The organism is Bacillus sp. z14 (2026) (assembly GCF_058313575.1).
The window spans coordinates 593410-619109 of sequence record NZ_JBZFQK010000002.1 but is presented as its reverse complement, the minus strand read 5'-3'; the positions used below and the strand labels follow the sequence as shown (position 1 = coordinate 619109).

Below are 25700 nucleotides of genomic sequence, written 5' to 3'. Positions count from 1 at the left end.
TAGGTACTAATAGTAGTATATAATTTAAAAAACCAGATTGCAAGAATTTTTCGGGTTATCATGCAATCTGTTAATCAATCTAATTTCTCTCCCTCTAGAACCCCAGAGCCAGCCAGATAATCTCTTAGATATTTATACTTTTCGTCAGTCCAGAATTCATTTCCGGAAATTAATTCTTCAGCATCCTTCCTGGCCGTTTCAAGCGCGCGGTAGTCATGCACCATGTCTGCTATCTTAAATTCAGGTACCCCACTCTGCTTTCTGCCAAAAAAGTCCCCTGGTCCTCTTAACTCTAAATCCTTCTCACTCAATGCGAAACCATCAGTTGTATCGCACATTGCATTCAACCGTTCAATTCCCACCTCTGTTTTTGGGTCTGCTATTAAGATACAATAGGATTGTTCTGCACCCCGTCCTACACGGCCTCTTAATTGATGAAGCTGCGACAAACCAAATCTTTCGGCATCATAAATCACCATCACAGTCGCATTAGGCACATTCACCCCCACTTCCACGACGGTCGTTGATACGAGGACTTGAATATCATTATTTCCGAAACCGCGCATGATTTCATCCTTTTCATCTGAATGGAGCTTACCATGCATAAGCCCAACAGAATATTTCGGGCTAAAATACTGTGTCATAGCCGTATGAACATCCAATACATTTTGCAAATCCAGCTTTTCTGATTCCTCAATCAGTGGACAAATCACATATGCCTGCCGTCCATTGTCCAATTCCTTGCTCATAAATGCCAGAATTCTGTCTAACATATTATGCTTGGCCCAATACGTTTCTATCTTTTTCCTTCCAGATGGCATTTGATCAATGATTGATACATCCATTTCACCAAACACCGTTATCGCAAGAGTTCTGGGAATAGGCGTAGCGGTCATGAATAATACATCGGGACTCTCCCCTTTTTCCCTCAATATACGACGTTGCTCCACACCAAACCGATGTTGTTCATCTGTAATGACAAGGCCGAGGTTTTTGAAATTAACATCCTTTTGTATTAAAGCATGTGTTCCTATTAATATATCGATTTCACCTTGTTCAAGCATCTCCATCATTTCTCTCCGGCGTTTTCCCTTCACACTCGATGTTAGCAGAGCTACATTTACACCAAAGGGCTGCAGAAGTTCAAACAGGGAATTGGCATGCTGCTCTGCCAAAATTTCAGTCGGTACCATTAAGGCGCCTTGATACCCGGCAGTCACTACAGCATAAAGAAGGATTGCTGCCACTACCGTTTTTCCAGAACCAACATCCCCCTGGAGCAGTCGATTCATACGATAAGGAGACCGTAAATCCTGCGCAATTTCATTTACGACTTTTTTTTGAGCATCTGTCAGCTCAAATGGTAAAGAAGCGATAAACTTCTTCAATTTCGTATTATCGTACATATGAGACTGTCCATTTGAATTTTCCCTTTTAACTTTCCTAAGGGCCTGCATTTTAATTTGAAACAATAAAAATTCCTCGTAGACAAATCTCCTGTGTGCATGCTTTACTTCAGCGGCGTTCTGAGGAAAATGCAAGTAACGTAAAGCAAGACCTCTTTCCGGTAATTTATATTGGGTAAGATAATGTTCAGGTAAAATTTCTACAAGATCTTCTCTATGAGCAAGATACGCATTTTTAATCCATTTGCGCAGTGATTTGACAGAGATATCACCTTTTGTATGATAAACTGGTTCAAATTCCTGTTCCCTCGCCTCTGAACCCAGTTTATATTCAGATGCCGTCAGGGTTAAACGGTTTTTATCCCATTTCCCTGTTACCGTTATCGTTTCATTCAGTTTTAATTTGTTTTTCATATAGGGTTGATTGAAGAATGTAACAGTAATAATGTGGCGTCCCGTTAAAAGTTTAACATTTAAGCGGGATTTTTTTCGTCCGAAATAGGTTAAATTTGGGGCTGATTGAATAACACCCTCAATCGTTAGACGTTCATCATGGGCTGCTTCCACGATATCTTTAATTCGAAAATCTTCATAGCGATACGGAAAATATTCAAGCAAATCCGCAACTGTATAAATGCCAAGATTATTAAGCTGCAGAGCGGATTCAGGTCCTATCCCCTTTACTGTATCTACTGATAAATCATTTAGTCTACTCATTTTATATCCTTTGAAATCCTAAGTATTTTTCATTTATTTCTTTGCCCGTTGGTGTAGCAGCTAATCCACCTTGAGCTGTTTCATGCAATGATATCGGCAACATTTGTATGATGTTAACCATTGCTTTAATTCTTTCATCACAGAGGATGCTAAACCGTATATGAGAACGAATGTCATCCCATCCTCTTTCGATAGCTTGTTCCAAAACGGCTAGAATTTGATTCATCTGCCTGATAAGCGTTTCCTTTGATATGACGATGCACTTCATTCCCTGCTGAATCATGTCAAATATCTTCTCACCTTTATTTTCAGCAAGTTTAACTAATTCGGCAACATTGCGAAACATACAGTAACCTCCTAATAAAGGGTAGTCTGCTTTTAATCTGAAACTTTTGTAACTTGTGTCACATGATTCAGCAATGAAATTTCCTCTACTATATCATCACCGATATTTTGATCGACCTCAATTGTCATTAGAGCCATTTTTCCTACATCTTTTCGCGATACTTCCATATGACCAATATTAATTTCATGCTTGGCTAGGACATTAGAAACACTTGCTATAGCTCCGAAACGATCGTCGTGTACAACTAAAATGGCCGGGTGATGGCCTGATAAACGTAATTCAAACCCATTCAGTTCAAGTATTTCTATTTTTCCACCGCCTATCGAAATGCCGACTAATTCCATTTCTCCGGTATCATCGCCCATTCTAATTCTGGCTGTATTTGGATGATCAGTTACAGCATCTTCTTCTACAAATGTGATTTCTATGTTCTGCTCTTTTGCTATGTCAAGAGATTGAATAAGACGTGTATCCGAAGTATCGAAATCTAATAACCCAGCCACAATGGCGACATCGGTTCCATGTCCCTTGTACGTTTTGGCAAATGATCCATAAAATGAAATAATCGCCCATTTAGGCTTTCTATTAAACAGGCTTCTCGCCACCCGTCCTATTCGTGCAGCCCCAGCCGTATGAGAACTGGAAGGACCAACCATTATTGGGCCGATTATATCAAATCCACTTTTATATTTCATTTCTTATCCTCTCCCAGTAAAATCAAAAAAAATCTTTACATACTGAAATAGAAGGGGTATCCCCCTTCTATTAATGTGATGATTTATATATGCTTTTTATTCAGCAGCAAAAATATAGGAGTACAACGGCTGTTTTCCGTTATGCACTTCAACTTCTACTTCTGGGTAGCTATCCGCACAGTATTGAACTAGACGGTCCACTTCATCCTGTGAGCTCTCTTCACCATAAAGAATCGTTAAGATTTCAGCATCATCCAGAATGTTTTCAAGCACCTGTTTAGCCGCTTCCACTCTATCCTTGTTTTTCACTTTTATCTTACCATCAATTAGGCCCATATAGTCGTTTTTCTCGATTTCAAGACCTTCAATGTTTGTGTCACGTACCGCAAACGTAACTTGTCCTGTTATAACACTCTCCAGCGCGTCTTTCATTATACCTTCATTCTCGCTTGCTGAAGCAGCAGGATTAAAGGACAACAAGGCAGTTAACCCTTGAGGTATCGTCTTACTTGGAATCACTGTAACAGCCTTTTCCATTACATCGGAAGCCTGTTCAGCTGCCATAATAATATTTTTATTATTTGGAAGGATGTATACATGATCTGCATTAACAGATTCAATTGCTTTTACGATATCTTCAGTTGAAGGGTTCATAGTTTGTCCGCCTTCAATCACCACATCTGCACCGATGCTTCTGAACAAATCAGCAATTCCTTCGCCCATAGCAATCGCTACTACACCAAAATCTTTCTTCTCTGTTTTTACAGGTGCAGTTTCTCGTAAGTCATTCGCAGTTTCATTTAAAATCGTTGAATGCTGTTCACGCATATTCTCGATTTTGATTTTAATCAAGCTGCCGTATTGTTGAGCGTAATTTAAACAGTTCCCAGGATTTTCTGCATGAACATGGACTTTTACGATATCATCATCTGCAATGACAAGCAGGGAATCACCGTACTGGCTCAAGTCATTTCTGAACTGCTCTTCATTGAAAGGATTCTCAGCAATCTTTTCAGGTTCAAAACGGACCATGAACTCTGTGCAATATCCAAATTCGATATCTTCTGTTTTCATATGTCCCTGAACATTGATATGATGCTCTGCTTTTACAAGCTCATCCATCTTAGGCATGGATTCAGGTGTTTCAGCAAGCTTTTCACCTTTTAATTCAGCCAGAAATCCTTCATAAACGAAAACTAATCCCTGACCACCACTATCTACTACGCCTACTTCTTTAAGCACTGGCAATAAATCTGGAGTACGTTTTAATGAAGCTTTAGCTTCTTTCAAAATAGCTTCCATAATTGCAATGATATTTGTTTCCGTTTCAGAAGCTGCAAGGCCTGCTTTTGATGCTTCTCTAGCAACCGTCAGGATCGTTCCTTCAACAGGTTTCATAACCGCTTTGTAGGCAGTTTCTACACCAGCTTCAAATGCCAAAGCAAATTCTTTACCATCAATGGTCGCTTTTGGCTCAATATTTTTTGCAAATCCCCTGAATAATTGGGATAAAATAACGCCTGAGTTTCCACGCGCTCCCATCAACAATCCTTTAGCTAAAGAAGAACCAACCTTACCAATATGGTCCTGTACATTATTTTTCACTTCTTTAGCACCTGATGTCATGGAAAGATTCATATTTGTTCCTGTATCACCATCAGGCACAGGAAATACGTTTAATGAATCAACTAATTTAGCGTTGGCAGACAGCCTGTTCGCACCCTGTATGACCATTTCGGCGAATCTTTTGCCGTCAATAGATGTTATAGCCACTCAAATTTCCTCCTTAAATTACGGATTCGTAACACGAACCCCTTGAACAAAGATATTAACGGATTCTACCGAAAGTCCAACAGTTTGGCTTAATGTATATTTAACCTTAGATTGAACATTATGAGCTATTTCGGAAATTTTTGTTCCGTAGCTTACAATGATATACATATCAATATGTAATTCATCTTCAACCTGTCTGACTACGACTCCTTTGGAAAAGTTCTCTTTACGCAGTATCTCACTGATTCCGTCTTTAATCTGATGTTTTGAAGCCATACCGACGATCCCGTAACAATCTACGGCTGCTCCACCAGCAATGATTGCTAATACATCATTAGAAATATCTATTTGTCCGTATTTTGTACTCATTTCAATGGACATGTTTGTTCCCCCTTTATAGTAACCATAGCTAGAATCCATTTTACTATAATCACTTTTGAATGGAAAGCCTTTATCCTTTTCCAATTAATCAAAGATAAAATAGTATGTCAAGGTTTTTTTCTTGAAAGACCATTTCAATTGTATTGCATTATAGCGATAGGTATGTTAAATTATTAAAGTATCTTTTGAAGAGACCGACTAAAAAAGAAATGATTAATATAGGCAGTAAGGAGGGAATTGGGCTATGTCACGCAAATGTGTTATTACCGGCAGAAAAACAACTTCCGGAAACCATCGTTCTCATGCCATGAACGCTAACAAACGTACATGGAAAGCTAACGTTCAAAAAGTTCGTATTCTTGTTAACGGAAAACCGAAAAGAGTATACGTTTCTACAAGAGCGTTAAAATCTGGTAAAGTTGAACGCGTATAATAAACGAAAACAAGCATCCTTTTAAAGGATGCTTGTTTATTTTTCCCATCATAACCCCTGTTTAGTCTTGTGTTCTTGAATATTTTTATGAAAATAAAACCACCGAAGGAAAATTTTTATAATTTCCAGGACTTAGCCTAAGACAAGAAATTTTATAAAGAATTAAATTAAACATAAGAAAAACACCCTTTTACAGGGTGCCATATATTTAATTATCCTTTCTTAAAAGCTCCCAACATCGCCTTGACGATTCCTCCCAAAAAGCGGGGCAATTTAATTGTATAAAATTTCATTGTGTCCCTCCTTAGCTCTGCCCGGTTCTCATTATACATTTTCATTTATATAGTAAAAATTCCAACACATAAATTAATCTCTGCTTCTTACCACCAATAATATGCCTTTCAAAAACGAAAAAGTACCAGTTTTAAAATTTAATTCATTGCTAACCGATAATGTCCGGCCACGGTAAAGAGTGACATTTGATAATGGATATTTAAAGTTTACAAGGGTGATTCCCTCTATTTCTTCTGTTATTGGTATAAACGATATGTATTTAAACTCAGTCTCATCCAATACATAGGAACCAGGTTTAAAAAGTCTGATCTCATTGTTACGATCCACTATTCTTGTAGGAATTCCTTCTTTCATATGCTTCTCATCTGCAAGCATCATGATATTGGCCAATGTATGGTCCATTCTGCCGCCCGTTGCCCCATAAATCGTGATTCTGTCCGGCACTTGCTTATAAGCCCATTCAAGAGCTAATTCCAGGTCGGTAGCATCTTTTTCAGGAGGATACTCATAAAAGTGTTCACTGTGCTCTCGTACACGGTTGAGCTCATCCTTAGAGATTGAATCGAAATCACCAAACACACTATGTAGATGAATACCCGCCTCTAAAATTTGTAGCGAGCCCCGATCAACACCAACCCAAATCATCTCTTTGCTATTTAACTTCCTTAAATCCGGAATATATATATCAGGACCGCCTGCGACGATATTTATTTCCATAAAGTCAGCTCCTTTACTTATTTTCACAAAAAAAGGGTTATCCTCTTTTAGCGAATGGACAACCCTTTACTTTTTTATTATATGATTCTTTACTAATTCAGATACCAGATCGGTTTCCCCCTGGTATACAAATCCTGCTCACTTCTTTTATACTTACAATGATCTGGCTAATAGACTTAGAATCATTTATAGACCACATAAACTGCTCTTCTAACTGAATTTATAACAGGGAAAAAACTCACACAAAATTATTCCCCACGAATGGCAGCGATTGCTTTCTTTCTATCATCCTTATTATATATAGCCGAACCTGCCACAAGAACTGTTGCACCTTTTTCAATGCACAACTTGGCAGTTTCCTCATTTACACCGCCATCAATCTCAATTTCGATAGACAAGCCTTTTTCTTTGATCATTTTATCCACCTGCTCGATTTTATCAAGGACACTTGGAATAAAGGCTTGTCCACCAAAGCCAGGATTGACCGACATTAAGAGGACCATATCAAGATCATCCAAAATATATTCCAAAACGGCAGGTGACGTCCCTGGATTTAATACTACCCCTGCCTTAACCCCATAGGATTTAATTAATTGGATCGTACGATGCAAGTGTGTACAGGCTTCCGCATGAACTGTTATATAGTCAGCACCGGCCTTTGCAAATGCTTCAATATATTGGTCAGGATTTTCAATCATGAGATGAACATCAAGCGTTAATTTAGTGATGGGGCGTACAGAATCAACAATAAGTGGACCAATCGTTATATTAGGAACAAAATGACCATCCATAACATCGATATGAATCCAATCTGCTCCCCCTCTTTCTACATCCCGTATTTCCTCTCCCAATTTCGAAAAATCAGCTGATAATATGGATGGAGCAATTTTAACCATCGTTAATACCTCGGCTTTCTATCTTTGATTTCCTCCAGAAACTGCAAATAATGCTCGTATCTATATTTCTGGATTTCCCCAATTTCAACACCATGCTTTACAGCACATTTTGGCTCTTTTACATGCAAGCAGCCTCTAAATTTGCATTCTGAGCTTCTTTCCCTGATTTCAGGGAAACAGCCTGGCAGCTCCTCTGCTTCAATTTCAGTAAATTCAAGCGAACTAAAACCAGGTGTGTCAGCTAATAACCCATCACCAAGGTCAATAAGCTCCACATGTCTTGTTGTATGCTTCCCCCTGCCCAAATGGGAGGAAATGATATTAGTTTTCAAATTAAGAGAAGGATCAAGCACATTCAACAAAGAAGACTTGCCTACTCCGGATTGTCCTGCAAATACTGAGATTTTCCCCCTCAAGAAAGGCATTAACTCTGATACTCCTGCTTCTTCCAAGGAAGACGTTAATATAACATCATAGCCAATTGCCCTGTACTGATCGGCATATTCATGAATCCTTTTTTCATCTTCAGTTTCCAGTAAATCCATTTTACTGATACAAATAATTGGAGCAATATTCTTCGATTCAACCAAAACTAAAAATCGATCCAATAAACTCGTACTGAAATCCGGTTCTGCAGCGGAAAATACGAGAATCGCTTGATCCACATTTGAAATAGGAGGACGTACCAATTCATTTTGGCGTTCTTTAATTTCCATTATATATCCATCTGTTGGATTTTCCGCTTGATAAATAACTGTATCTCCAACAAGCGGAGTTACCTTTTGTTTTCTGAAAACACCTCGGCCTCTGCATTGAATGATTTGACCTTCATCCGCTACATAATAAAAGCCGCTCAGTGCTTTAATAATTTTTCCTTCAGGCATATATTCCCTCCTTCAAAGTTAACTATCCGAATAACTAATAACGCCCTCATCATAAACACTGTTATCCTTTATAATCTTATACCCTGCTTTTCCATCATGCGGGATAGTAAATTGCAACTTTTTTTTGACAGTTGAAGTCATTTCAAACGTTTCAACAGGTTCTGTCATATTGTTATTTAAGTCCTCAATTAGGATGGTCACGGTTTGTGGCACACCGGCTAATTCTTCATCATACGTTATGGTAACCTCTTTACTCATAACCTTAGGAGGAATTTCTTCTTCTCCTTTTGAAACTGTTACTTTGACTTCCGACCCAATCTCAACAGCAGTGCCGGCAGCCGGTTCCTGGGAAATGACTTGTCCCTCTTTAATTTTCGAACTGTACTCCTCTTTTGCGATTGTAATCTTTAACCCGGTATCAGCCTCATAATCATCCAGTGCTCTCTGGTTGTAATCCGTTAAATCTTTCAGGGTGATTTTGGCTGGGCCGCTGCTTAGCGTTAATTTCAAAATGGTTTCCGATGGGATGACCTCATCCCCTTGCCTAGGATCCTGTTCAAGTACAGTCCCTACTTCTGAATCATCATTTACCCGCTCTATCTCAATATCTTTGAATCCGAAACCCTCAATGAGTGATTTAATATCTTCATAATTCCGATCCTCATAATCGAGAACTTCTACCTGCTCTTTGCCACTGCTGAAAAATACATTAATAACTGAACCTTCCTTAACGGTATCACCTGCTTCAGGATCAGTGTTTATAACATTTCCCGCGGCGATTTCTTCATCAGGCTTTTCAACCGTCTCACCGATTTCAAAACCTTGCTCAATTAGAGTCGACAGAGCGTTTTCCAATTGTTCATCCCTTACATCAGGTACTTTAACATCCTTTGCTGCGAGCATTCCCGGCAAAAACAAGACAGCCAGAACAGCAATCAAAATTAGACTGGCTAAAATAACCCCAATTATTTTAGGCCATTTTTTCTTTTTCTTAGGCTGTTGCTTTTGCTTTTTTGTTTTATCTTTCTTTTGCTTTTGTTTTTGCTTTTTGTTTTTTAACAATCCCTTTTTACCGCTTGATTGTTCCGCTGGTTCCATCATCACGGTATCTTCGTCCAGAGTCAGGATTTTCGTCTCATCATGATTTCCAAACATTTCATCGTTTGTAATAATCGGAATCGCTTTTGTCGCGTCATCATCACTTGGGATGATAAATTTGCTTTCATTTAATCTGTCTGGATTCAAGGCCGTTTCTATGTCTTGTTCCATTTCCTCCACACTCGAATATCGGTGAAATGAATCCTTTGCGGTTGCCTTTAGGATAATATTTTCCACACTTTGAGGTATAGCTGGATTCCATCGTCTTGGAGACGGTGTCTCTGATTGCAGATGCTTCAGGGCAATCGAAACAGCAGACTCACCGGAAAAAGGCAATCGGCCTGTAAGTAATTCAAACATCACTATCCCCAAAGAATAGATATCGGACTTTTTATTCGCCATACCGCCTCTTGCTTGTTCAGGAGACAAATAATGAACCGACCCAAGAACAGAGTTCGTTTGAGTTATGGACGTTGCACTAAGAGCCATTGCAATCCCAAAGTCAGTGATTTTCACATTGCCGTCATGATCAATTAATACATTATGCGGCTTAATGTCTCTATGTACAATATGGTTCTGATGGGCATGTGTGACCGCTGATGTAATTTGTTTCATAATATCCAAGGCTTTCTCAACCGGAATTGGCGAATAGGCTTGGATATATTGCTTTAAGGTCATACCATCGACAAATTCCATCACAATATAATATATATCGCCTTCTTCTCCAACATCATAAATACTAACAATGTTTGGGTGAGTCAAGCTTGTGGCTGATTGTGCCTCCCTATGAAAGCGCCTGATAAATTCCTCATCGTTGGAAAAGTCCATACGAAGAATTTTTAATGCTACATCACGATCAAGAATCATATCTCTTGCCAGATAAACATTAGCCATACCGCCTCCGCCAATCATACGGAGGATTTTATATCTATCGCTAATTCGTTTGCCGGTCAACATATAACTCACCCTCTTTCACTTTCAAAGCTGTGCAGAAGGATTACTAGAGTTATATTATCTTCTCCTCCGTTTTCATTAGCTTTTTGAATAAATGTATCTGCAATATGGTCTAAAGAATCATTGCCTGTAATAATGGTTTCTATTTCAGTTTCAGATAGTTTATCAGAGAGGCCGTCTGAGCATAATAACAGACGGTCCCCTTCCTCAAAACTGATTGTTTTAATATCTACATCCACACTATTTTCTGTTCCAAGAGCGCGAAGGATGACATTTTTTCTAGGATGATGTGCGGCGTCTTCTTTAGATATTTGACCGGAACGGACAAGCTCATTAACCAGGGAATGGTCTTCAGTTACTTGTTTAAACCCACTATCATTCAGCAGATAACATCTCGAATCTCCAACATTCACAATGGTGGCTGATTTGTCTGTACAAACTACGCCAACTATTGTTGTCCCCATTCCTTCACATTCCTCGTGTGCCATGGAGTGCTCAAAAATTTCATGGTTAACCCTTTTAACCTGCTCCTCCAAAAACAATTCGATTGAACTTGGTGAATCAGACTGCAACTCGGTTTCCCATGCTTCTTTTAGTTTGGAAACAGCCATTTCACTTGCTACATCACCAGCTTTGTGACCACCCATTCCATCGGCAATGACAGCAAAAACCATTTGAGAATTTTCCTTGTAAAATATACCGCCCTGATCCTCATTATGGATTCTCACCTTGCCCCGGTCTGTCCTAAAAACTGCCTTCATCCCATCACCTCGTCTCTTCTTTCCTCTCTTTTGCTCTTAGTTGTCCGCAAGCCGCATCAATATCATGCCCTTGCTCTCTTCTCGTAGTAACATTAATGCCTTGATCCTTCAATGTTTTTTCAAACAGATCGATTTGCTCTCTTGGTGTCCGGACATAATCCCGTTCTGGAACATAGTTGACCGGTATTAAATTCACATGGCATTTTATATCCTTGATAAGTGCCGCAAGTTCAAGCGCATGCTCTACTTGGTCATTTTCACCACCAAAGAGACCATATTCAAATGTAATCCTTCTGCCCGTTTTTTCAACATAATACTTAACAGCTTCCATTAACTGCGGAAGCTTGTAGGCTCTGTTAATAGGCATAAGCTTACTGCGAAGCTCAGTGTTTGACGCATGTAGGGAAATCGCAAAATTAATTTGTAATTTTTCATCTGCAAATTTATATATTTTAGGAATGATTCCGCTAGTTGAAACCGTTATATGACGCGCTCCGATATTTAACCCTTTATCATGGTTAATGATTCGTAAGAATCCCATCATATTATCATAGTTATCGAATGGTTCCCCGATACCCATGATTACTACGGAACTAACACGCTCATTAGTTTCATCAAGGGCCTGCTGCACTTTTACAACCTGTGCAACAATTTCACCTGCTTCAAGATTTCGCTTTAACCCGCCCAGAGTGGATGCACAGAATGTACAGCCTATTCTGCAGCCAACCTGTGTGGTTACACAGACTGAGTTTCCATAATCATGGCGCATTAATACGGTCTCGATTGAATAACCATCCTTCAATTCAAATAAGAATTTAATCGTGCCGTCTTTTGATGTTTGCTTGATTAGTGTATTTAAAGTGGTTAATGTAAATGATTCTTCCAATTTTGTACGTAAATTTTTGGAAAGGTTCGTCATATCTTCATAAGTAGAAACCCTTTTTTCATATAACCATTCAAAAATTTGTGTTGCCCGGAATGCTTTTTCTCCGTTTTCTTCAAGCCATTCTTTCAGTTGATCTAATTGTAAGGAATATATAGATGGGAGTTGCTCCTGTTTCTTTACTTCCTTAGCTGTTGTTTGTTCCATTCCTTATGCCTTCTTTCGAATAGAAGCAATAAAAAATCCGTCGCTTCCAAAATATTGAGGTAGTACTTGCAAACTATTATCCATTATATAAGGTCTTACCGGTTCCGGCATTCTTTCCTTTAGGGTAAGATCCTTTTCAAACTCAGGATGCGCCTGTATAAACGCATCAATCACATCATTATTTTCATCATTGCCAACAGTACAAGTACTATAAACTATTGTACCGCCTTTTTTTACCAATTGGGATACTTGATGTAAAATATCAAATTGAATTTTCGCAAGCGCGCTCAAATCGTTCTCGCTTTTTGTATACTTGGCATCCGGTTTACGCTTTAACACTCCTAGTCCTGAACAAGGAGCATCCACAAGGACTTTATCAAACATCTCTGTTTCAAAAAATTCTTGAGTTTTTCTGGCATCCATTTGTTTGGTTACAATATTCGATAAACCAAGACGTTTTGCCTGCATATCAATTAATTTAGTTTTATGTGCATGAAGGTCAAGTGCGTAAATTTGCCCGGTATCGTTCATCTTTTCTGCCATATGCATGGTTTTCCCGCCTGGAGCCGCACAGCTATCAAGAATCGTATCATTTTCTTTCGGTGCTAAAGCATAAGCCACAAGCATGGAGCTCTCATCCTGAATACTAAAAAGCCCTTCTTTAAAGCTTGCTGACAAAGCCATATTACCTTTGAGGCAGCGAATTCCTTCTTCTATTAAAAGACTTGGTTCAACCATGTATCCTTCGCTTTTCAGCTTTTCCATCAATTCTTCCCTGCTGATTTTCGTCAGGTTTACTCTGCCGGTTTGAACAGGAGCGTGCAAGTTCTCCTCACACATTTCCTTGGTTTTAGCCACTCCAAATTCCTCTGCCCACTTTCTTACAAGCCATAATGGATGGCTTGTTGAGACTGAGATTTTTTCCAGGGGATCTTTTATGTCATCCAATGATGGAACTCCTTCACGTTGGATAGACCTCAGTACACCATTAACCAATGAGGCAATTCCGCGATGGCCGCGTTTTTTTGCAATTTCCACTGCTTCATGGATAGCAGCCCGATCAGGAACCCGATCAAGATAAAACATTTGAAAAACTGTCATTTCAATGAGCAATAACACCCAGGATTGAAGCTTTTTAGGGTTTTTGATAAACGGTTTAACATAGTATTCCAATGTCATTTTCCGTTGTATCGTTCCATACGTCAGCTCGGTCAACAACCCTACATCCTGTGGGGAGAGTTCATTTTCTTTTATGGCATGGTTTAATGATAGATTACTGTATGCCTGGCTTTTTTCGACAGACACCAGAATATCAAGCGCAACTTCTCTTACATTCTTTTTTTGTGGCATTCTTTATTCTCCCAATTTCATTCCTGTTGATATGATTGCAGTACCTCGGAGCATCTGTTCAGCAGTCATTCTCTTTTTACCAGCTAGTTGTAAATCAGTAATTTTGATTGCTGTATCATTTCCTGTCTTCACAACGAAACCATCTTTTTCGATATCAAGCACTTCACCGGCACTACCTTGCTTGGCGGTCTTCACTTTTTCGCCCCACCAAACCTTTAAAACTGTTCCATTTAACAAAGTATAGGCTACAGGCCATGGATGTAAACCGCGGATATGGTTATAAACCTCTTCTCCGCCTTGTGCCCAATCGATTAATTCCTGTTCTCTTTTAATATTGAAAGCGAAGGTAGCATCTTCCTCATTTTGTTTAATTGGAGTGATTTCTCCATTCAATAATTTTGGAATGGTCTCAGAAACCAGTTGTGCACCAGCTTTACTCAATTTATCATGTAAACTGCCTGTATGGTCAGTTTCCTCAATTGGAACTTCTACTTTTGACAGCATGTCACCTGCATCCAGCTTTTCCACCATGTACATAATGGTTACACCTGTTTTTTCTTTCCCTTGCATGATTGCATAGTGAATAGGTGCACCACCACGTAATTCAGGCAGTAAGGAGGCATGAACGTTTATACAACCATACTTTGGAGCCTCTAATAAACGATTCGGCAGGATTTGTCCAAATGCCGCGGTAACAATTAAGTCTGGATTTAAAGCAAGTACCTTGTCAACTTCTGAATCCACACGAATTTTTTCTGGCTGGAGAACTGGAATACCATGTTTCTCGGCTGTCACCTTTACAGGAGGTGGTGTCAAAATGCGTTTCCGTCCAACCGGACGGTCAGGCTGGGTTACGACACCAACGATTTCATATCCATCATTTATTAAACGTTCTAATACACCGACAGAAAAATCAGGTGTTCCCATAAATATTATTCTAGTCATTCTACTTCATACCCTTCTAACTCTTCTTCACTTATATAACGCACAACTTTTGAAGTAAATAAGATTCCTTCCAAATGATCCATTTCATGTTGAATAGCTCTGGCCAAGTAATCCTCAGCTTCTAAAATATACGTTCGTCCCTGACGATCCTGTGCTTGTATCTTAACATATGCAGGTCGTTCAACCTCTCCATACAAATTGGGAAAACTTAAACAGCCCTCCACATCACGATCCTTACCCTTCGTGGAAAGAATTGTCGGATTAATTAATTCAAATGTTCCAGACTCATCATCTACATCAACAATCGCTACTCTAATATTTTTGCCGATTTGCGGCGCAGCCAATCCCACGCCATCCGCGTCTATCATTGTGTCGTACATATCATCAAGTAACTTCGCTAATTTACGATCAAAAACTTCAACCTTTTTACAGGGAGTTTCAAGAATTTTATCCGGATGTTTTACTATAGGTAATACTGCCACTTATTCTTTTCCGCCTTTCTATTTACATCATAATGAACGGATTGACATCAATCGATAATTGTAACCCTGATTGGGTGGCATTACGTCCATATGTTTCATTCAATTTTTTTAAAATTGTACTTAGATTAGGTTCCCGCTTGTATTTTATCAGACATTGGTACCTATATCTATTGTTGATTCGAGACATTGGGGAAGCAGATGGTCCAAATACAACCGTTTCCGGCCCTACCTGCCGCTTAATAAATGCTGCTATTTTCTCGGCTGCTTCCACCGTTTTCATCACATCTTCATGAGAAATTGTTAAAAGCGCGATATAATAATAGGGAGGATAGTCATTTTGTTTCCGTAAGAACATCTCTCTCATAAAGAAACCGTCATAATCCTGCTCTGATGCCAGTTGAATGCTGTAATGTTCAGGAGTATAGGTTTGAATTACCACTTCGCCTGGCAATTCATGTCTTCCGGCACGCCCACTGACCTGCGTTAGTAGCTGAAAGGTACGTTCTGATGAGCGGAAGTCAGGTAAGTGCAGCATTGTATCTGCAGTAAGAACCCCTACCAAAGTCACTCTTGGAAAGTCGAGGCCTTTGGCAATCATCTGCGTACCAAGAAGAATATCTGCTTGTCCATCTTCGAATTTTTTCAGCAACGCTTCATGTGCTCCTTTGCGTCTGGTTGTATCCACATCCATTCGAATGACTCTGGCATGCGGCAGCAATTTCCCCAGCTCTTCCTCAACCTTTTGAGTTCCTGTACCAAAAAAACGGATATGGTCACTGCCGCAGTCAGGACAAACCTCTGGAACCCGTTCTTCAAGACCGCAATAATGGCATTTCATAAGCGCTTGAACACGATGATATGTCATTGATATATCACAATTTGGACATGTAACTACTAGTCCGCAGTTTCGGCACATCACAAAGGATGAATGTCCTCTTTTATTTAACAAGAGAACAGTCTGTTCCCCTTTGTCTACACGATCCTTCAGCTTTTCAAATAATAGGCCGGAGAACATCGAGCGGTTTCCCCCTCTCATTTCATCCCTCATATCAACGACTGAAACAGCTGGTAAAGCCTGATCGTTTACTCTGCTATTTAATGTTAACAACGTATATACACCTTTTTTCGCTCTTGCAAAACTCTCCAGAGACGGTGTAGCACTGCCGAGGACAACCGGACAATTGTGATAGGCCGCCCGTTTAAGTGCTACATCGCGTGCATGATAACGAGGTGTTTCTTCCTGTTTATAACTACCCTCATGCTCCTCATCAATAATAATCAGACCTAAATTAGTAAACGGTGCAAATACAGCGGAACGGGCACCAACTACAACCTTAACTTCTCCGCGTTGTATTTTGCGCCATTCATCATATTTTTCACCATGAGACAGGCCGCTATGTAATACGGCTACCAAATCTCCAAATCGTCGCTTAAATCTAGTCACCATCATGGGTGTTAAAGAAATTTCGGGCACCAAAACAATGGCTTCCTTCCCTTTATCTACGATTTGCTTGATGGATTGTAAATAGATTTCCGTTTTGCCGCTTCCCGTTACACCATACAATAGGAAATTTTCATTTCGATTTTCCTTTATAGCTAACTTAATCGGATTAATAGCTGCCTGTTGGTTATCTGTTAACTTCAGGCATTGATCCTTTGTAAATTGGCCTTCCGCATATGGATTACGATATTCCTCTTTCTCAGTAATCTGAACGATTCCTTTTGAAACAAGAGGTTTGATGGCAGAGGAACTGTTAATATTCGTTTCTTCCAGCACTTTTGCCAGCAATTGCTCTCCAGGATGTTCTACAAGATAGGATACTAGTTTTTTCTGATTGCTGGCATTCGCATTTAAGTGGTCTAATTGTTCAAGCAACTCGTTCCTTGTTAGCAATGACGCTATATATTTTTGCTTTTTTATTTTTGTTTTATCAGAAACCTGAACGGTAATTTCAAGATTTCCATTGTCAATTTCAGTCTTTATACAGGACAAAAGCTCTTCATTTTGAATCTTAATCCAGCTGACGGCTTCCGCTTTACTGAACAAATACTGGATTTGTATTGGGAGATCATTTGTCTGCTTACCTGGAGCAAGCCGGATTTGTTTTTCATACTTTGCTTTCAATGCTGCTGGAAGCATTGCCTGGAATGCTGATATTTTAAAACACATCGTCTCATCCGCGAGCCAATGTCCTACATCCAATAATTCGTTATTTAGCGCTGGTTCAATATCTAATAAACTGCTGATTGATTTTAAGCCCTTTACTTCTGTATGCTCCTTTATTCTTACGACGAAGCCAAGCAACTTCCTTGGGCCAAAAGGAACTGTCACTCGCATTCCCTCACGAATAATGCCGGCCCATTTTTCCGGGATTTTATAATCGAATGGACGGTCCGTTTGCTGGGCCGGTACATCTACGATTACTTCTGCTATCATAAAGAGTGATCCTCATTTACTTGCAGTGATTCTATTTCTTTCAATATTTCTTTGGCAACTTCAGCTTTACTTAGTAAAGGAAGTTCTCTGAAACTGCCATCCTTTTTATATAAGGTAACAATATTGGTATCCGTTCCGAACCCGGCACCTTCATGGGTCACATTATTAGCGACAATCATATCAGCATTTTTCTTAACCAGCTTTTTCTTTGCATACTCATCCAAATCATTCGTTTCAGCTGCAAAACCTATCAAGATTTGGTTTGTTTTTCTCTTACCAACCTCTCGGAGAATATCCTTTGTACGAGTCAGTTCAAGCGTACTGTCGCCTGCTTGTTTCTTCACCTTTTGATTCTCATAAACAGCTGGTTTATAATCAGCTACAGCAGCTGTACCAATAATAATATGCTGCTCATCCATTACATCCATTACCGCTTCATACATTTCGGAAGCACTTTCTACTTTAATTACTTTGACACCTGCAGGAGCGTCCAATGACACCGGGCCTGACACCAATGTAACCTCAGCTCCCATGCTTCTTGCCACCTCCGCTAAAGCATATCCCATTTTACCGCTCGAAAAATTGGATATATAACGTACCGGGTCGATTCGTTCACGGGTTGGACCAGCTGTAATCAGGACTTTTCTGCCACTTAATGATTTCTTTTCTTCAGCAAAAAAATCTTCTAAATTAGCAACAATTGTTTCGGGTTCTTCCAGCCTTCCCTTACCAACATACCCACAGGCTAAATAGCCTTCTGAAGGCTCCATAAATAAATAGTCATCTTCCCGTAGCTGCGCCATATTTCGCTGTACAGCTTTATGGTGATACATATGGACATTCATAGCCGGGGCAATCATAACAGGCGCCGTTGCTGCCAGCAAGGTAGTTGAAATCATATCATCGGCAATTCCATTTGCCAATTTCCCTATAATATTGGCTGTAGCAGGTGCAACCAGAATGACATCCGCCCAGTCAGCGAGCTCAATATGTGCGATTTTACCAGGGATTTTCTCGTCGAATGTATCTATATAAACATCGTTTTTGGATAAAGCCTGAAAAGTTAACGGCATCACGAATTTAGTTGCTGATTCACTCATTATTACCTTTACTTGCGCACCGGCCTGAACAAGTTTACTTGTTAAGGCGGCCGATTTGTATACAGCAATACCTCCTGTTACACAAACAAGTATCTTCTTATTATCAAGCATCTAATCACTCCATAACTGGTATTCTTGAGAATTCCTTTATATACATCTTTTATATCATATATTATCTATTAAATTTGCACTAATATGTTTTACTATAATTCGAAAACATATCATCAGCCAGCAAAAAAAAACAACCTTATTATCAATCGTAAGGTTGTTTTTTCGAAAGCATTGCCTATTAAAAGTCTTGACGACCTTCAGTTACCACTCGATACGTTAAGTCACCAGAATGGATTTCCTCAAGCGCTTTTCCAACATATTTATGAGATACCGGCTTTGCAATTTTTGTGCTTTCTCCAGATTCCTGCATATAACGTGCACGTTTAGCTGCAACGGATACCAAAGAATATTTAGAATCAATTTTTGTCAATAGTGAGTCAATAGATGGGTATAACATATTATTTATCATCCTCCAATAATTTTTTGTATCTTTTTTCTACTCGTTCACGGCGTAGATGTTCAGCCACCACGATTGCATTGATGCGCTCGCACGCATGCTCTACACGATCATTTTCAACTACATAATCGTAAAGATTCATCATTTCGATTTCTTCCCGAGCCGCTTTCATTCGGTTACGGATTAACTCATCTGTTTCCGTGCCTCTTGTTACGATTCGATTTTCAAGCTCCTTAAGGCTTGGCGGAGCAAGGAAAATAAATAAACCGTCAGGAAACTTCTCACGAACCTGACGCGCTCCTTGTACTTCTATTTCAAGAAATACATCCTTGCCTTCATTTAACGTTTGGCGAACGTATTCAATTGGTGTGCCATAATAATTTCCCACATATTCAGCATGCTCCAAAAGTTCATCATTGGCAATCATATCTTCAAATTGTTCCTTTGATTTAAAGAAATAATCCACCCCATCAACTTCTCCCTCACGAGGTTTTCTGGAAGTTGCTGAAATTGAATATTGAAAATCAACATCCGGCTGAGAAAAAATCGCCTTTCTGACTGTACCTTTCCCCACTCCAGATGGACCTGATAAAACTATTAATAACCCTTTTTCCTCCAAAACAATCACCTATCCTTCCAACACGCTCTCATCACGGTCATGTAACCTCGCAGCCACGGTCTCCGGCTGTACCGCTGAAAGAACCACATGGTCACTATCGGTTATAATCACTGCGCGTGTTCTTCTTCCATATGTAGCATCTATAAGCGAACCCTTGTCCCTGGCATCCTGAATAATCCTTTTAATAGGTGCAGATTCAGGACTTACAATGGTAACAATGCGATTAGCAGAAACTATATTCCCAAATCCAATATTAATCAACTTTATGGACATTGAAGCAGCCTCCATCCCTCTTACCTAGTGTATGCTTGTATGTACTGTCATAAACTGTATTATTCTACATTTTGAACCTGTTCCTTCATTTTCTCAAGAATTGTTTTCATCTCGACAACTTTTCTTGCAATTATTGCATCGTTTGCTTTAGAGCCGATTGTATTTGTTTCCCGATTCATCTCCTGGATGAGAAAATCAAGCTTTCTTCCAATCGGACCGCTTGCCTCCAATGATTCTAGAAATTGTGCAATATGGCTTTTCAACCTTGAAACTTCTTCATGTATGTCTGCTTTATCTGTAAATAAAGCTACTTCTGTTAACAGCCTGTTTGGATCAAAGATATCTCCAACTGCTTCTTCAAGCTTTTGTTTGAGACGGCTGCTATATTGCTTAACAACTTCCGGTGCACGCTCCCTGACATCCTCAACCTCTGCATCAAATTTTTTAATATGCTCAGTTAAATCGCTCTTTAGGAACTCACCTTCTGTTTCCCGCATATTTGACAAGCGAGAAGCAGCTTTTTCTACCGTACCAAGCAGCATTTTCTCAAGATCGGCATTAACTTCTTCCTTCTCATCAATAGAGATAATATGTTCGAGATGAAGCAAATCAGTCATCTCCGGTTCTGCAAACGCACTGTACTTATTATTGAATTCAGTAGATATATTCATGAATTGGTCAATTAAATCCCAATTAGGTGTCATCGTTCTTTTAACGGTTCCTTCACCCTGAAGGCTGATAAATACTTCTATTCTACCTCTATGCAGCTTTTGCTGAATAATCTTTTTAATCCTGTCTTCATACATGAGCAGTTGACGAGGTGATCGGATACTGCATTCAAAAAAACGATGATTCACACTTTTCATCTCAATGGTTATGGATAAAGAATCGTTTTCTGTCTTCGCTCTTCCATACCCTGTCATGCTTAAAATCATCCGGCCCCAGCTCCAATCAGTAACATTATACACGCTAATATAAAATAAAAAGGTAATAGAGCTCACTCTACTACCTTAAAAATTATATCACAATTTATTTAGATTTACTTACATAAAATGTACCCGCCAATAAAAAAGTTGGAATAGACGCCATTCCGACAATTAATAGCCAATCACGAGGGGCAATCGGCACCGTATGGAAAACGGTTTGTAAAGGTGGATAGTACAAGGCAATCAGCATAAGAATTAAAGAAGAAACGACTGCCCATACAAGATACATATTGCCAAATGGGTTTCTTGAAAAGATTGATTTTTCACTTCTGCAGTCAAATACATGGATTAATTGTGCAAGAACCAAAGTTACAAAGGCTACGGTCTGAGCATATTGTAAATTATCAGGGTTTGATTTATATACAGTTATAAACGCGAGCAATGTGGCGATACCAATCAAGAATCCTCTTGATATGATTTTCCACCCCAATCCCCTAGCGAATACGCCTTCTTTTGGATGACGCGGACCCCGCTTCATCACATTTTCTTCAGGTTGATCGAGTCCCAGTGCCATAGCCGGCAATCCATCGGTAACCAGGTTTACCCATAAAATCTGGATTGGCAATAAAGGCAAGGGCAATCCTATGACCATCGCAAATAGCATAACTAAAATCTCTCCTACATTTGATGCTAATAAATAGCGTACGAATTTACGAATATTTTCGTAAATATTTCTGCCTTCTCTTATGGCCGATTTTATGGTTGCAAAATTATCGTCCAATAAAATTAAAGAAGATGTTTCTTTGGCCACATCTGTACCGGATATACCCATCGCTATTCCAATATCTGCAGCCTTTATAGCAGGTGCATCATTCACTCCGTCTCCTGTCATAGCCACTATATGTCCTACTCGTTGAAAGGCACTGACTATTTTTAATTTATGCTCTGGTGAAACACGGGCAAAAACAGTCGTCTCATCAACGATATTTTCCAAATCATCCACAGACATCGCATCTAAATCTTTACCGGTCAGCACACGGTCTCCTTCGCGGAATATCTCCAATTGTTTACCGATAGCCTTTGCTGTTATTAAGTGATCGCCGGTTATCATCACCGTTTTAATACCGGCATCGCGACATTCCAGCACCGCTTTCCTTACTTCTGGACGCGGTGGATCCATCATTCCTTCAAGGCCAAGGAATATCAATTCATTTTCAGCATCCGTTTGGTCAAGAATTGCTTGATTGGCTGGTACACTTTTGTAGGCAACCGCAATTGTCCTTAATGCTTGTTCAGCCATATGTTCAGTTGTATTCCCTATGGACTCACGAAGTTGCTCGTCCATATGCTGCACTCTTCCATTGGACATAACCGTTGTACATTTCCCAAGTAAAACATCAGGTGCCCCTTTAGTAATGACAAATTGCCTTCCGTTATGATCCTTTACCAATACACTCATTAATTTACGTTCTGATTCAAAAGGAAACTCCTTTAAAATCTTATACTTTTCGAATAAAAGCTGGCGGTCAATTCCCTTCTTCATAGCGGCAACAAGCATAGCTCCTTCAGTCGGATCCCCATCTATATAATACTTTTTCTTTTTAAGCTTAAGCTCAGAGTTGTTACAGAGGATACCATAGGTTAGCAATTGCTTCAGCTCTGTATCATCCTGATGACCGCTCACACATTCAAACTTACCGGTTGGATCAAACCCCTTCCCAGACACTGACCACTGCTGCCCTGAAACCCAAACCTTAGTCACCATCATCTTATTCTCAGTCATCGTCCCTGTTTTATCAGAACAAATGACTGATGCACAGCCCAATGTTTCTACAGCAGGCAGTTTCCTTACGATTGCTTTCTGTCGAATCATTCGCTGGACTCCCAGGGATAAGGCTACCGTAACAATAGCCGGTAAACCTTCCGGAATAGCAGCTACGGCTAAAGATACTCCCGCAAGAACCATGGTGTATAAGTTATTTCCTTGTAAAACACCAATTCCTACAACCAATAAAGTCAGCAGTAATGCAACAACAATGAGTATCTTTCCCAGTTGTTCCAGGCGAAGCTGCAAAGGTGTCTGTTGCGTATTGGCATTTTGCAGCAGATCTGCGATTTGGCCCATTGCCGTTTTCATTCCTGTCGCAACAACTATACCCTCACCTGACCCACGTGTTACCATCGTTCCCATAAATGCCATATTAACCTGATCGCCGATTCCGTCTTGCCCATCTCTTTTTGGTTCTTCCGTTTTAGCAACAGGGAGCGATTCACCTGTCAATGCAGATTCTTCTATTTCAAGATTATACTGCTGGAAAATCCTCATATCTGCACCAATACGGTCGCCACTTGAAAACTTTACTATATCTCCCGGAACACATTCTTTAGCCGGAATTTTCGACCATAACCCATCACGTAATACAATCATTTGAGGTGCAGCCATTTCCTTTAAAGCCGACAGCGATTTTTCTGCTTTCCTTTCCTGAAAGAACCCTAATAAACCATTAATCAATACGATCATGATAATGGCAATTGCATCAATATACTCTCCCAGCAAACCTGAAACGAGAGTAGCCGCAAGCAGGATAAGGACCATAAAATCTTTAAACTGCTGAAAAAACAGAATTAAAGCAGATTGCTTTTCTCCTTCTGCTAATTCATTTTCTCCGTATTGGTTTAACCTTTTTTTTGCTTCCTGATGACTTAACCCTTTTTTTGTATGTACTCCAAAAGCGGATTGTAGCTTTTCTTTGTCCATTTCTGCAAGTTTCATGTGACGGATACAACCTCCTTAACAATCCGAATAACTTTCTTTGGTACATGTTTATTCAGAGTTGTCCTAAAAAATGCTATACTTGTTTGAATGGAGATTTATAATTCGAATACTTACTAAAGAAGGTGTCACATATATGTCCTTTGACGGTTTTTTTACAAGAGCAATGACCGAAGAATTATCAGAGACGTTAACTGGTGGACGAATAACAAAAATTCATCAGCCCTATAAAAATGAATTACTACTAGTCATTCGCGCAGGCAGAACCAATCATAAGCTTCTGTTGTCTGCACATCCCAGCTATGCTCGTGTACAACTAACAGAAGAAAACACGGATAACCCTTCAGAAGCACCCATGTTTTGCATGCTGCTTCGTAAACATTTGGAAGGCTATTTTATAGAGAAAATCGAACAGCCTGAATTGGAAAGAATCATTAAATTTGAGATTAGAGGGCGCAATGAAATCGGCGACATAACTCAAAAATTATTAATCATAGAGATAATGGGCAAACACAGCAATATTATTCTTGTTGATAAAGAAAGAAATATGATCATAGACTGTATCAAGCATGTACCGCCTGCTTTAAACAGCTACAGGACATTATTGCCAGGTCATTCCTACGTTTTGCCGCCAGCTCAGAATAAAATCAATCCGCTATCAGATATAGATAAAGGCTTGACACATATTGATTATTTTGCTGGCAAAATTGATAAACAATTGGTCACACAGTTTGCTGGTATCTCTCCTCTTCTTGCGAAAGAAATAACATACAGGGCTGGACTCGTAAACAGGGAGACCGTTCCAGAGAGCTTCAATATAATAATGGAGCAATTAAAATCACATAATTATCAGCCAACATTGGTTACAGGTGATAAGGAAGCTTTTTACCTCATCCCCCTTCAGCATTTGAAAGGTGATAAGAAGGAATTCCCTTCGCTAAGCTTATTGTTAGATCGCTTTTATTATCAAAAAGCGGATCGGGATCGCGTCAAGCAGCAAGCGCATGACCTGGAGAGAATTCTCTCAAATGAAAAAGAAAAAAATGAAAAGAAACTAATAAAATTAGAAGAGACTCTGCAGGATTCAGAGAAGGCAGAAATATTCAAGAAATACGGGGAACTGATAACCGGTCATATTTACGCTTTGAACAAAGGAATGAAGAGTGCTGAAGTAATTGATTATTATGATGAAAATCAACCTACTCTTTTGATTGAGCTCGATGTCCGAAAAACCCCTTCTGAAAATGCTCAATGGTATTTTTCTAAATACCAAAAGGCAAAGAACGCCAAATCCTTTGTAATCGATCAAATCGAAAAAACAAATGAGGAAATTCAATATCTCGATAATTTAATCCACCAAATGAACACTGCCTCACCAAGAGATTTGCAGGAAATCCGTGAAGAGCTTGAAGAAGGCGGATATGTGAAAAAAAGATATACCAAAAAGCAAGGTAAGAAAAAAGATTTAAAACCTGTCCTTGATTCCTATTTGTCCAGTGATGGCATTGAAATTTTGGTAGGTAAAAACAATAAGCAGAATGAATATTTAACCAATCGCCTAGCGGCTAAAAATCAGCTTTGGTTCCATACAAAGGATATTCCGGGATCCCATGTTGTCATCCGCGATGCAAACCCTACCGAACAAACGATAAAAGAAGCCGCCATTCTGGCTGCCTATTTCAGTAAAGCCAGGCAGTCGAGCCAAGTTCCGGTAGACTCTACACTAATCAGGCATGTCAAAAAACCAGCTGGAGCAAAACCGGGCTTTGTAACCTATGATAATCAAACAACCTACTATGTTACCCCGGATGAAGAAGTGGTTTTATCCTTAAAAGCATAGAA

24 protein-coding genes are annotated in these 25700 nt (G+C 39.5%); 2 read left to right on the top strand and 22 right to left on the bottom strand.

From position 1 onward, the window contains the following. Window positions 1–74: 74 nt before the first annotated feature. The 5 genes from recG to AC4G3O_RS09040 all read right to left on the bottom strand — a co-directional run bounded on the left by recG (window position 75) and on the right by AC4G3O_RS09040 (window position 5318). Window positions 75–2123, bottom strand: a complete 2049-nt coding sequence (gene recG / locus AC4G3O_RS09060; protein ID WP_139891266.1) for an ATP-dependent DNA helicase RecG — start codon at window positions 2121–2123, stop codon at window positions 75–77. A 1-nt stretch (window position 2124) separates the two neighbouring features. Next, complete coding sequence (locus AC4G3O_RS09055; RefSeq protein WP_066100558.1) at window positions 2125–2469, bottom strand: hypothetical protein; 345 nt, start codon at window positions 2467–2469, stop codon at window positions 2125–2127. A 32-nt stretch (window positions 2470–2501) separates the two neighbouring features. Then, window positions 2502–3164, bottom strand: a complete 663-nt coding sequence (gene sdaAB, locus AC4G3O_RS09050; RefSeq protein WP_066100561.1) for an L-serine ammonia-lyase, iron-sulfur-dependent subunit beta — start codon at window positions 3162–3164, stop codon at window positions 2502–2504. Between the two features lie 96 nt (window positions 3165–3260). Then, a complete protein-coding gene (locus tag AC4G3O_RS09045) occupies window positions 3261–4937 on the bottom strand; it encodes a DAK2 domain-containing protein (protein WP_066100564.1) in 1677 nt (558 codons plus the stop codon). Window positions 4938–4955: 18 nt separating this feature from the next. Beyond that, a complete protein-coding gene (locus AC4G3O_RS09040; RefSeq protein ID WP_066100567.1) occupies window positions 4956–5318 on the bottom strand; it encodes an Asp23/Gls24 family envelope stress response protein in 363 nt (120 codons plus the stop codon). Window positions 5319–5562: 244 nt separating this feature from the next. Here AC4G3O_RS09040 and rpmB point away from each other — a divergent pair, with 244 nt between their 5' ends. Further along, window positions 5563–5751 (top strand): 50S ribosomal protein L28, encoded by a 189-nt coding sequence (rpmB, locus tag AC4G3O_RS09035; RefSeq protein WP_066100570.1) that lies wholly within the window; start codon window positions 5563–5565, stop codon window positions 5749–5751. A gap of 212 nt (window positions 5752–5963) precedes the next feature. Here rpmB and spoVM read toward each other — a convergent pair whose 3' ends face one another. From spoVM to AC4G3O_RS08950, 17 genes are all read right to left on the bottom strand, one after another. Next, the gene (spoVM, locus tag AC4G3O_RS09030; RefSeq protein WP_049671465.1) at window positions 5964–6044 is read right to left on the bottom strand and encodes a stage V sporulation protein SpoVM; all 81 of its coding nucleotides are present in this window, start codon (window positions 6042–6044) and stop codon (window positions 5964–5966) included. 73 nt (window positions 6045–6117) lie between these two features. Next, a complete protein-coding gene (locus AC4G3O_RS09025; RefSeq protein WP_139891268.1) occupies window positions 6118–6762 on the bottom strand; it encodes a thiamine diphosphokinase in 645 nt (214 codons plus the stop codon). 248 nt (window positions 6763–7010) lie between these two features. After that, window positions 7011–7658: a ribulose-phosphate 3-epimerase gene (gene rpe / locus AC4G3O_RS09020; protein ID WP_139891269.1), complete on the bottom strand. Its 648-nt coding sequence runs from the start codon at window positions 7656–7658 to the stop codon at window positions 7011–7013. 2 nt (window positions 7659–7660) lie between these two features. Continuing rightward, on the bottom strand, window positions 7661–8542 hold the full coding sequence (rsgA, locus tag AC4G3O_RS09015; RefSeq protein ID WP_491136081.1) for a ribosome small subunit-dependent GTPase A: 882 nt from the start codon (window positions 8540–8542) through the stop codon (window positions 7661–7663). 18 nt (window positions 8543–8560) lie between these two features. Then, the gene (pknB, locus tag AC4G3O_RS09010; protein WP_491136080.1) at window positions 8561–10597 is read right to left on the bottom strand and encodes a Stk1 family PASTA domain-containing Ser/Thr kinase; all 2037 of its coding nucleotides are present in this window, start codon (window positions 10595–10597) and stop codon (window positions 8561–8563) included. A 5-nt stretch (window positions 10598–10602) separates the two neighbouring features. After that, entirely contained in the window at window positions 10603–11355 is a 753-nt protein-coding gene (locus tag AC4G3O_RS09005) for a Stp1/IreP family PP2C-type Ser/Thr phosphatase (RefSeq protein ID WP_066100586.1), read from the bottom strand. A gap of 4 nt (window positions 11356–11359) precedes the next feature. Then, the gene (gene rlmN / locus AC4G3O_RS09000; protein WP_491136079.1) at window positions 11360–12445 is read right to left on the bottom strand and encodes a dual-specificity RNA methyltransferase RlmN; all 1086 of its coding nucleotides are present in this window, start codon (window positions 12443–12445) and stop codon (window positions 11360–11362) included. Between the two features lie 3 nt (window positions 12446–12448). Continuing rightward, entirely contained in the window at window positions 12449–13795 is a 1347-nt protein-coding gene (gene rsmB / locus AC4G3O_RS08995; RefSeq protein ID WP_148629556.1) for a 16S rRNA (cytosine(967)-C(5))-methyltransferase RsmB, read from the bottom strand. Window positions 13796–13798: 3 nt separating this feature from the next. Beyond that, entirely contained in the window at window positions 13799–14740 is a 942-nt protein-coding gene (fmt, locus tag AC4G3O_RS08990) for a methionyl-tRNA formyltransferase (RefSeq protein WP_066100596.1), read from the bottom strand. Beyond that, on the bottom strand, window positions 14737–15222 hold the full coding sequence (gene def / locus AC4G3O_RS08985) for a peptide deformylase (protein ID WP_066100599.1): 486 nt from the start codon (window positions 15220–15222) through the stop codon (window positions 14737–14739). The genes fmt and def overlap by 4 nt, the downstream gene beginning before the upstream one ends. Window positions 15223–15244: 22 nt before the next feature. Next, window positions 15245–17659, bottom strand: a complete 2415-nt coding sequence (priA, locus tag AC4G3O_RS08980) for a primosomal protein N' (RefSeq protein ID WP_491136078.1) — start codon at window positions 17657–17659, stop codon at window positions 15245–15247. Next, the gene (gene coaBC / locus AC4G3O_RS08975; protein WP_066100603.1) at window positions 17656–18870 is read right to left on the bottom strand and encodes a bifunctional phosphopantothenoylcysteine decarboxylase/phosphopantothenate--cysteine ligase CoaBC; all 1215 of its coding nucleotides are present in this window, start codon (window positions 18868–18870) and stop codon (window positions 17656–17658) included. The genes priA and coaBC overlap by 4 nt, the downstream gene beginning before the upstream one ends. A gap of 178 nt (window positions 18871–19048) precedes the next feature. Beyond that, on the bottom strand, window positions 19049–19267 hold the full coding sequence (rpoZ, locus tag AC4G3O_RS08970; protein WP_066100606.1) for a DNA-directed RNA polymerase subunit omega: 219 nt from the start codon (window positions 19265–19267) through the stop codon (window positions 19049–19051). 1 nt (window position 19268) lies between these two features. Beyond that, the gene (gene gmk / locus AC4G3O_RS08965; protein WP_066102291.1) at window positions 19269–19886 is read right to left on the bottom strand and encodes a guanylate kinase; all 618 of its coding nucleotides are present in this window, start codon (window positions 19884–19886) and stop codon (window positions 19269–19271) included. A 9-nt stretch (window positions 19887–19895) separates the two neighbouring features. Further along, window positions 19896–20159 (bottom strand): extracellular matrix/biofilm regulator RemA, encoded by a 264-nt coding sequence (gene remA / locus AC4G3O_RS08960; protein WP_066100607.1) that lies wholly within the window; start codon window positions 20157–20159, stop codon window positions 19896–19898. Window positions 20160–20218: 59 nt separating this feature from the next. Next, window positions 20219–21094 carry a YicC/YloC family endoribonuclease gene (locus tag AC4G3O_RS08955; protein ID WP_066100608.1) on the bottom strand — a complete coding sequence of 292 codons (876 nt, stop codon included), beginning with the start codon at window positions 21092–21094 and terminating at the stop codon, window positions 20219–20221. A 94-nt stretch (window positions 21095–21188) separates the two neighbouring features. After that, the gene (locus AC4G3O_RS08950) at window positions 21189–23858 is read right to left on the bottom strand and encodes a calcium-translocating P-type ATPase, SERCA-type (protein WP_066100611.1); all 2670 of its coding nucleotides are present in this window, start codon (window positions 23856–23858) and stop codon (window positions 21189–21191) included. 136 nt (window positions 23859–23994) lie between these two features. Here AC4G3O_RS08950 and AC4G3O_RS08945 point away from each other — a divergent pair, with 136 nt between their 5' ends. Next, window positions 23995–25698 (top strand): Rqc2 family fibronectin-binding protein, encoded by a 1704-nt coding sequence (locus AC4G3O_RS08945; RefSeq protein WP_066100614.1) that lies wholly within the window; start codon window positions 23995–23997, stop codon window positions 25696–25698. Window positions 25699–25700: the final 2 nt, after the last annotated feature.

Coding starts and splice junctions, on each gene's coding strand:
- recG (WP_139891266.1), bottom strand. CDS start 2,123: ATGAGTAGACTAAATGATTTATCAGTAGATACAGTAAAGGGGATAGGA.
- AC4G3O_RS09055 (WP_066100558.1), bottom strand. CDS start 2,469: ATGTTTCGCAATGTTGCCGAATTAGTTAAACTTGCTGAAAATAAAGGT.
- sdaAB (WP_066100561.1), bottom strand. CDS start 3,164: ATGAAATATAAAAGTGGATTTGATATAATCGGCCCAATAATGGTTGGT.
- AC4G3O_RS09040 (WP_066100567.1), bottom strand. CDS start 5,318: ATGTCCATTGAAATGAGTACAAAATACGGACAAATAGATATTTCTAAT.
- rpmB (WP_066100570.1), top strand. CDS start 5,563: ATGTCACGCAAATGTGTTATTACCGGCAGAAAAACAACTTCCGGAAAC.
- spoVM (WP_049671465.1), bottom strand. CDS start 6,044: ATGAAATTTTATACAATTAAATTGCCCCGCTTTTTGGGAGGAATCGTC.
- AC4G3O_RS09025 (WP_139891268.1), bottom strand. CDS start 6,762: ATGGAAATAAATATCGTCGCAGGCGGTCCTGATATATATATTCCGGAT.
- rpe (WP_139891269.1), bottom strand. CDS start 7,658: ATGGTTAAAATTGCTCCATCCATATTATCAGCTGATTTTTCGAAATTG.
- rsgA (WP_491136081.1), bottom strand. CDS start 8,542: ATGCCTGAAGGAAAAATTATTAAAGCACTGAGCGGCTTTTATTATGTA.
- pknB (WP_491136080.1), bottom strand. CDS start 10,597: ATGTTGACCGGCAAACGAATTAGCGATAGATATAAAATCCTCCGTATG.
- AC4G3O_RS09005 (WP_066100586.1), bottom strand. CDS start 11,355: ATGAAGGCAGTTTTTAGGACAGACCGGGGCAAGGTGAGAATCCATAAT.
- rlmN (WP_491136079.1), bottom strand. CDS start 12,445: ATGGAACAAACAACAGCTAAGGAAGTAAAGAAACAGGAGCAACTCCCA.
- rsmB (WP_148629556.1), bottom strand. CDS start 13,795: ATGCCACAAAAAAAGAATGTAAGAGAAGTTGCGCTTGATATTCTGGTG.
- fmt (WP_066100596.1), bottom strand. CDS start 14,740: ATGACTAGAATAATATTTATGGGAACACCTGATTTTTCTGTCGGTGTA.
- priA (WP_491136078.1), bottom strand. CDS start 17,659: ATGATAGCAGAAGTAATCGTAGATGTACCGGCCCAGCAAACGGACCGT.
- coaBC (WP_066100603.1), bottom strand. CDS start 18,870: ATGCTTGATAATAAGAAGATACTTGTTTGTGTAACAGGAGGTATTGCT.
- rpoZ (WP_066100606.1), bottom strand. CDS start 19,267: ATGTTATACCCATCTATTGACTCACTATTGACAAAAATTGATTCTAAA.
- remA (WP_066100607.1), bottom strand. CDS start 20,159: ATGTCCATAAAGTTGATTAATATTGGATTTGGGAATATAGTTTCTGCT.
- AC4G3O_RS08955 (WP_066100608.1), bottom strand. CDS start 21,094: ATGATTTTAAGCATGACAGGGTATGGAAGAGCGAAGACAGAAAACGAT.
- AC4G3O_RS08950 (WP_066100611.1), bottom strand. CDS start 23,858: ATGAAACTTGCAGAAATGGACAAAGAAAAGCTACAATCCGCTTTTGGA.
- AC4G3O_RS08945 (WP_066100614.1), top strand. CDS start 23,995: ATGTCCTTTGACGGTTTTTTTACAAGAGCAATGACCGAAGAATTATCA.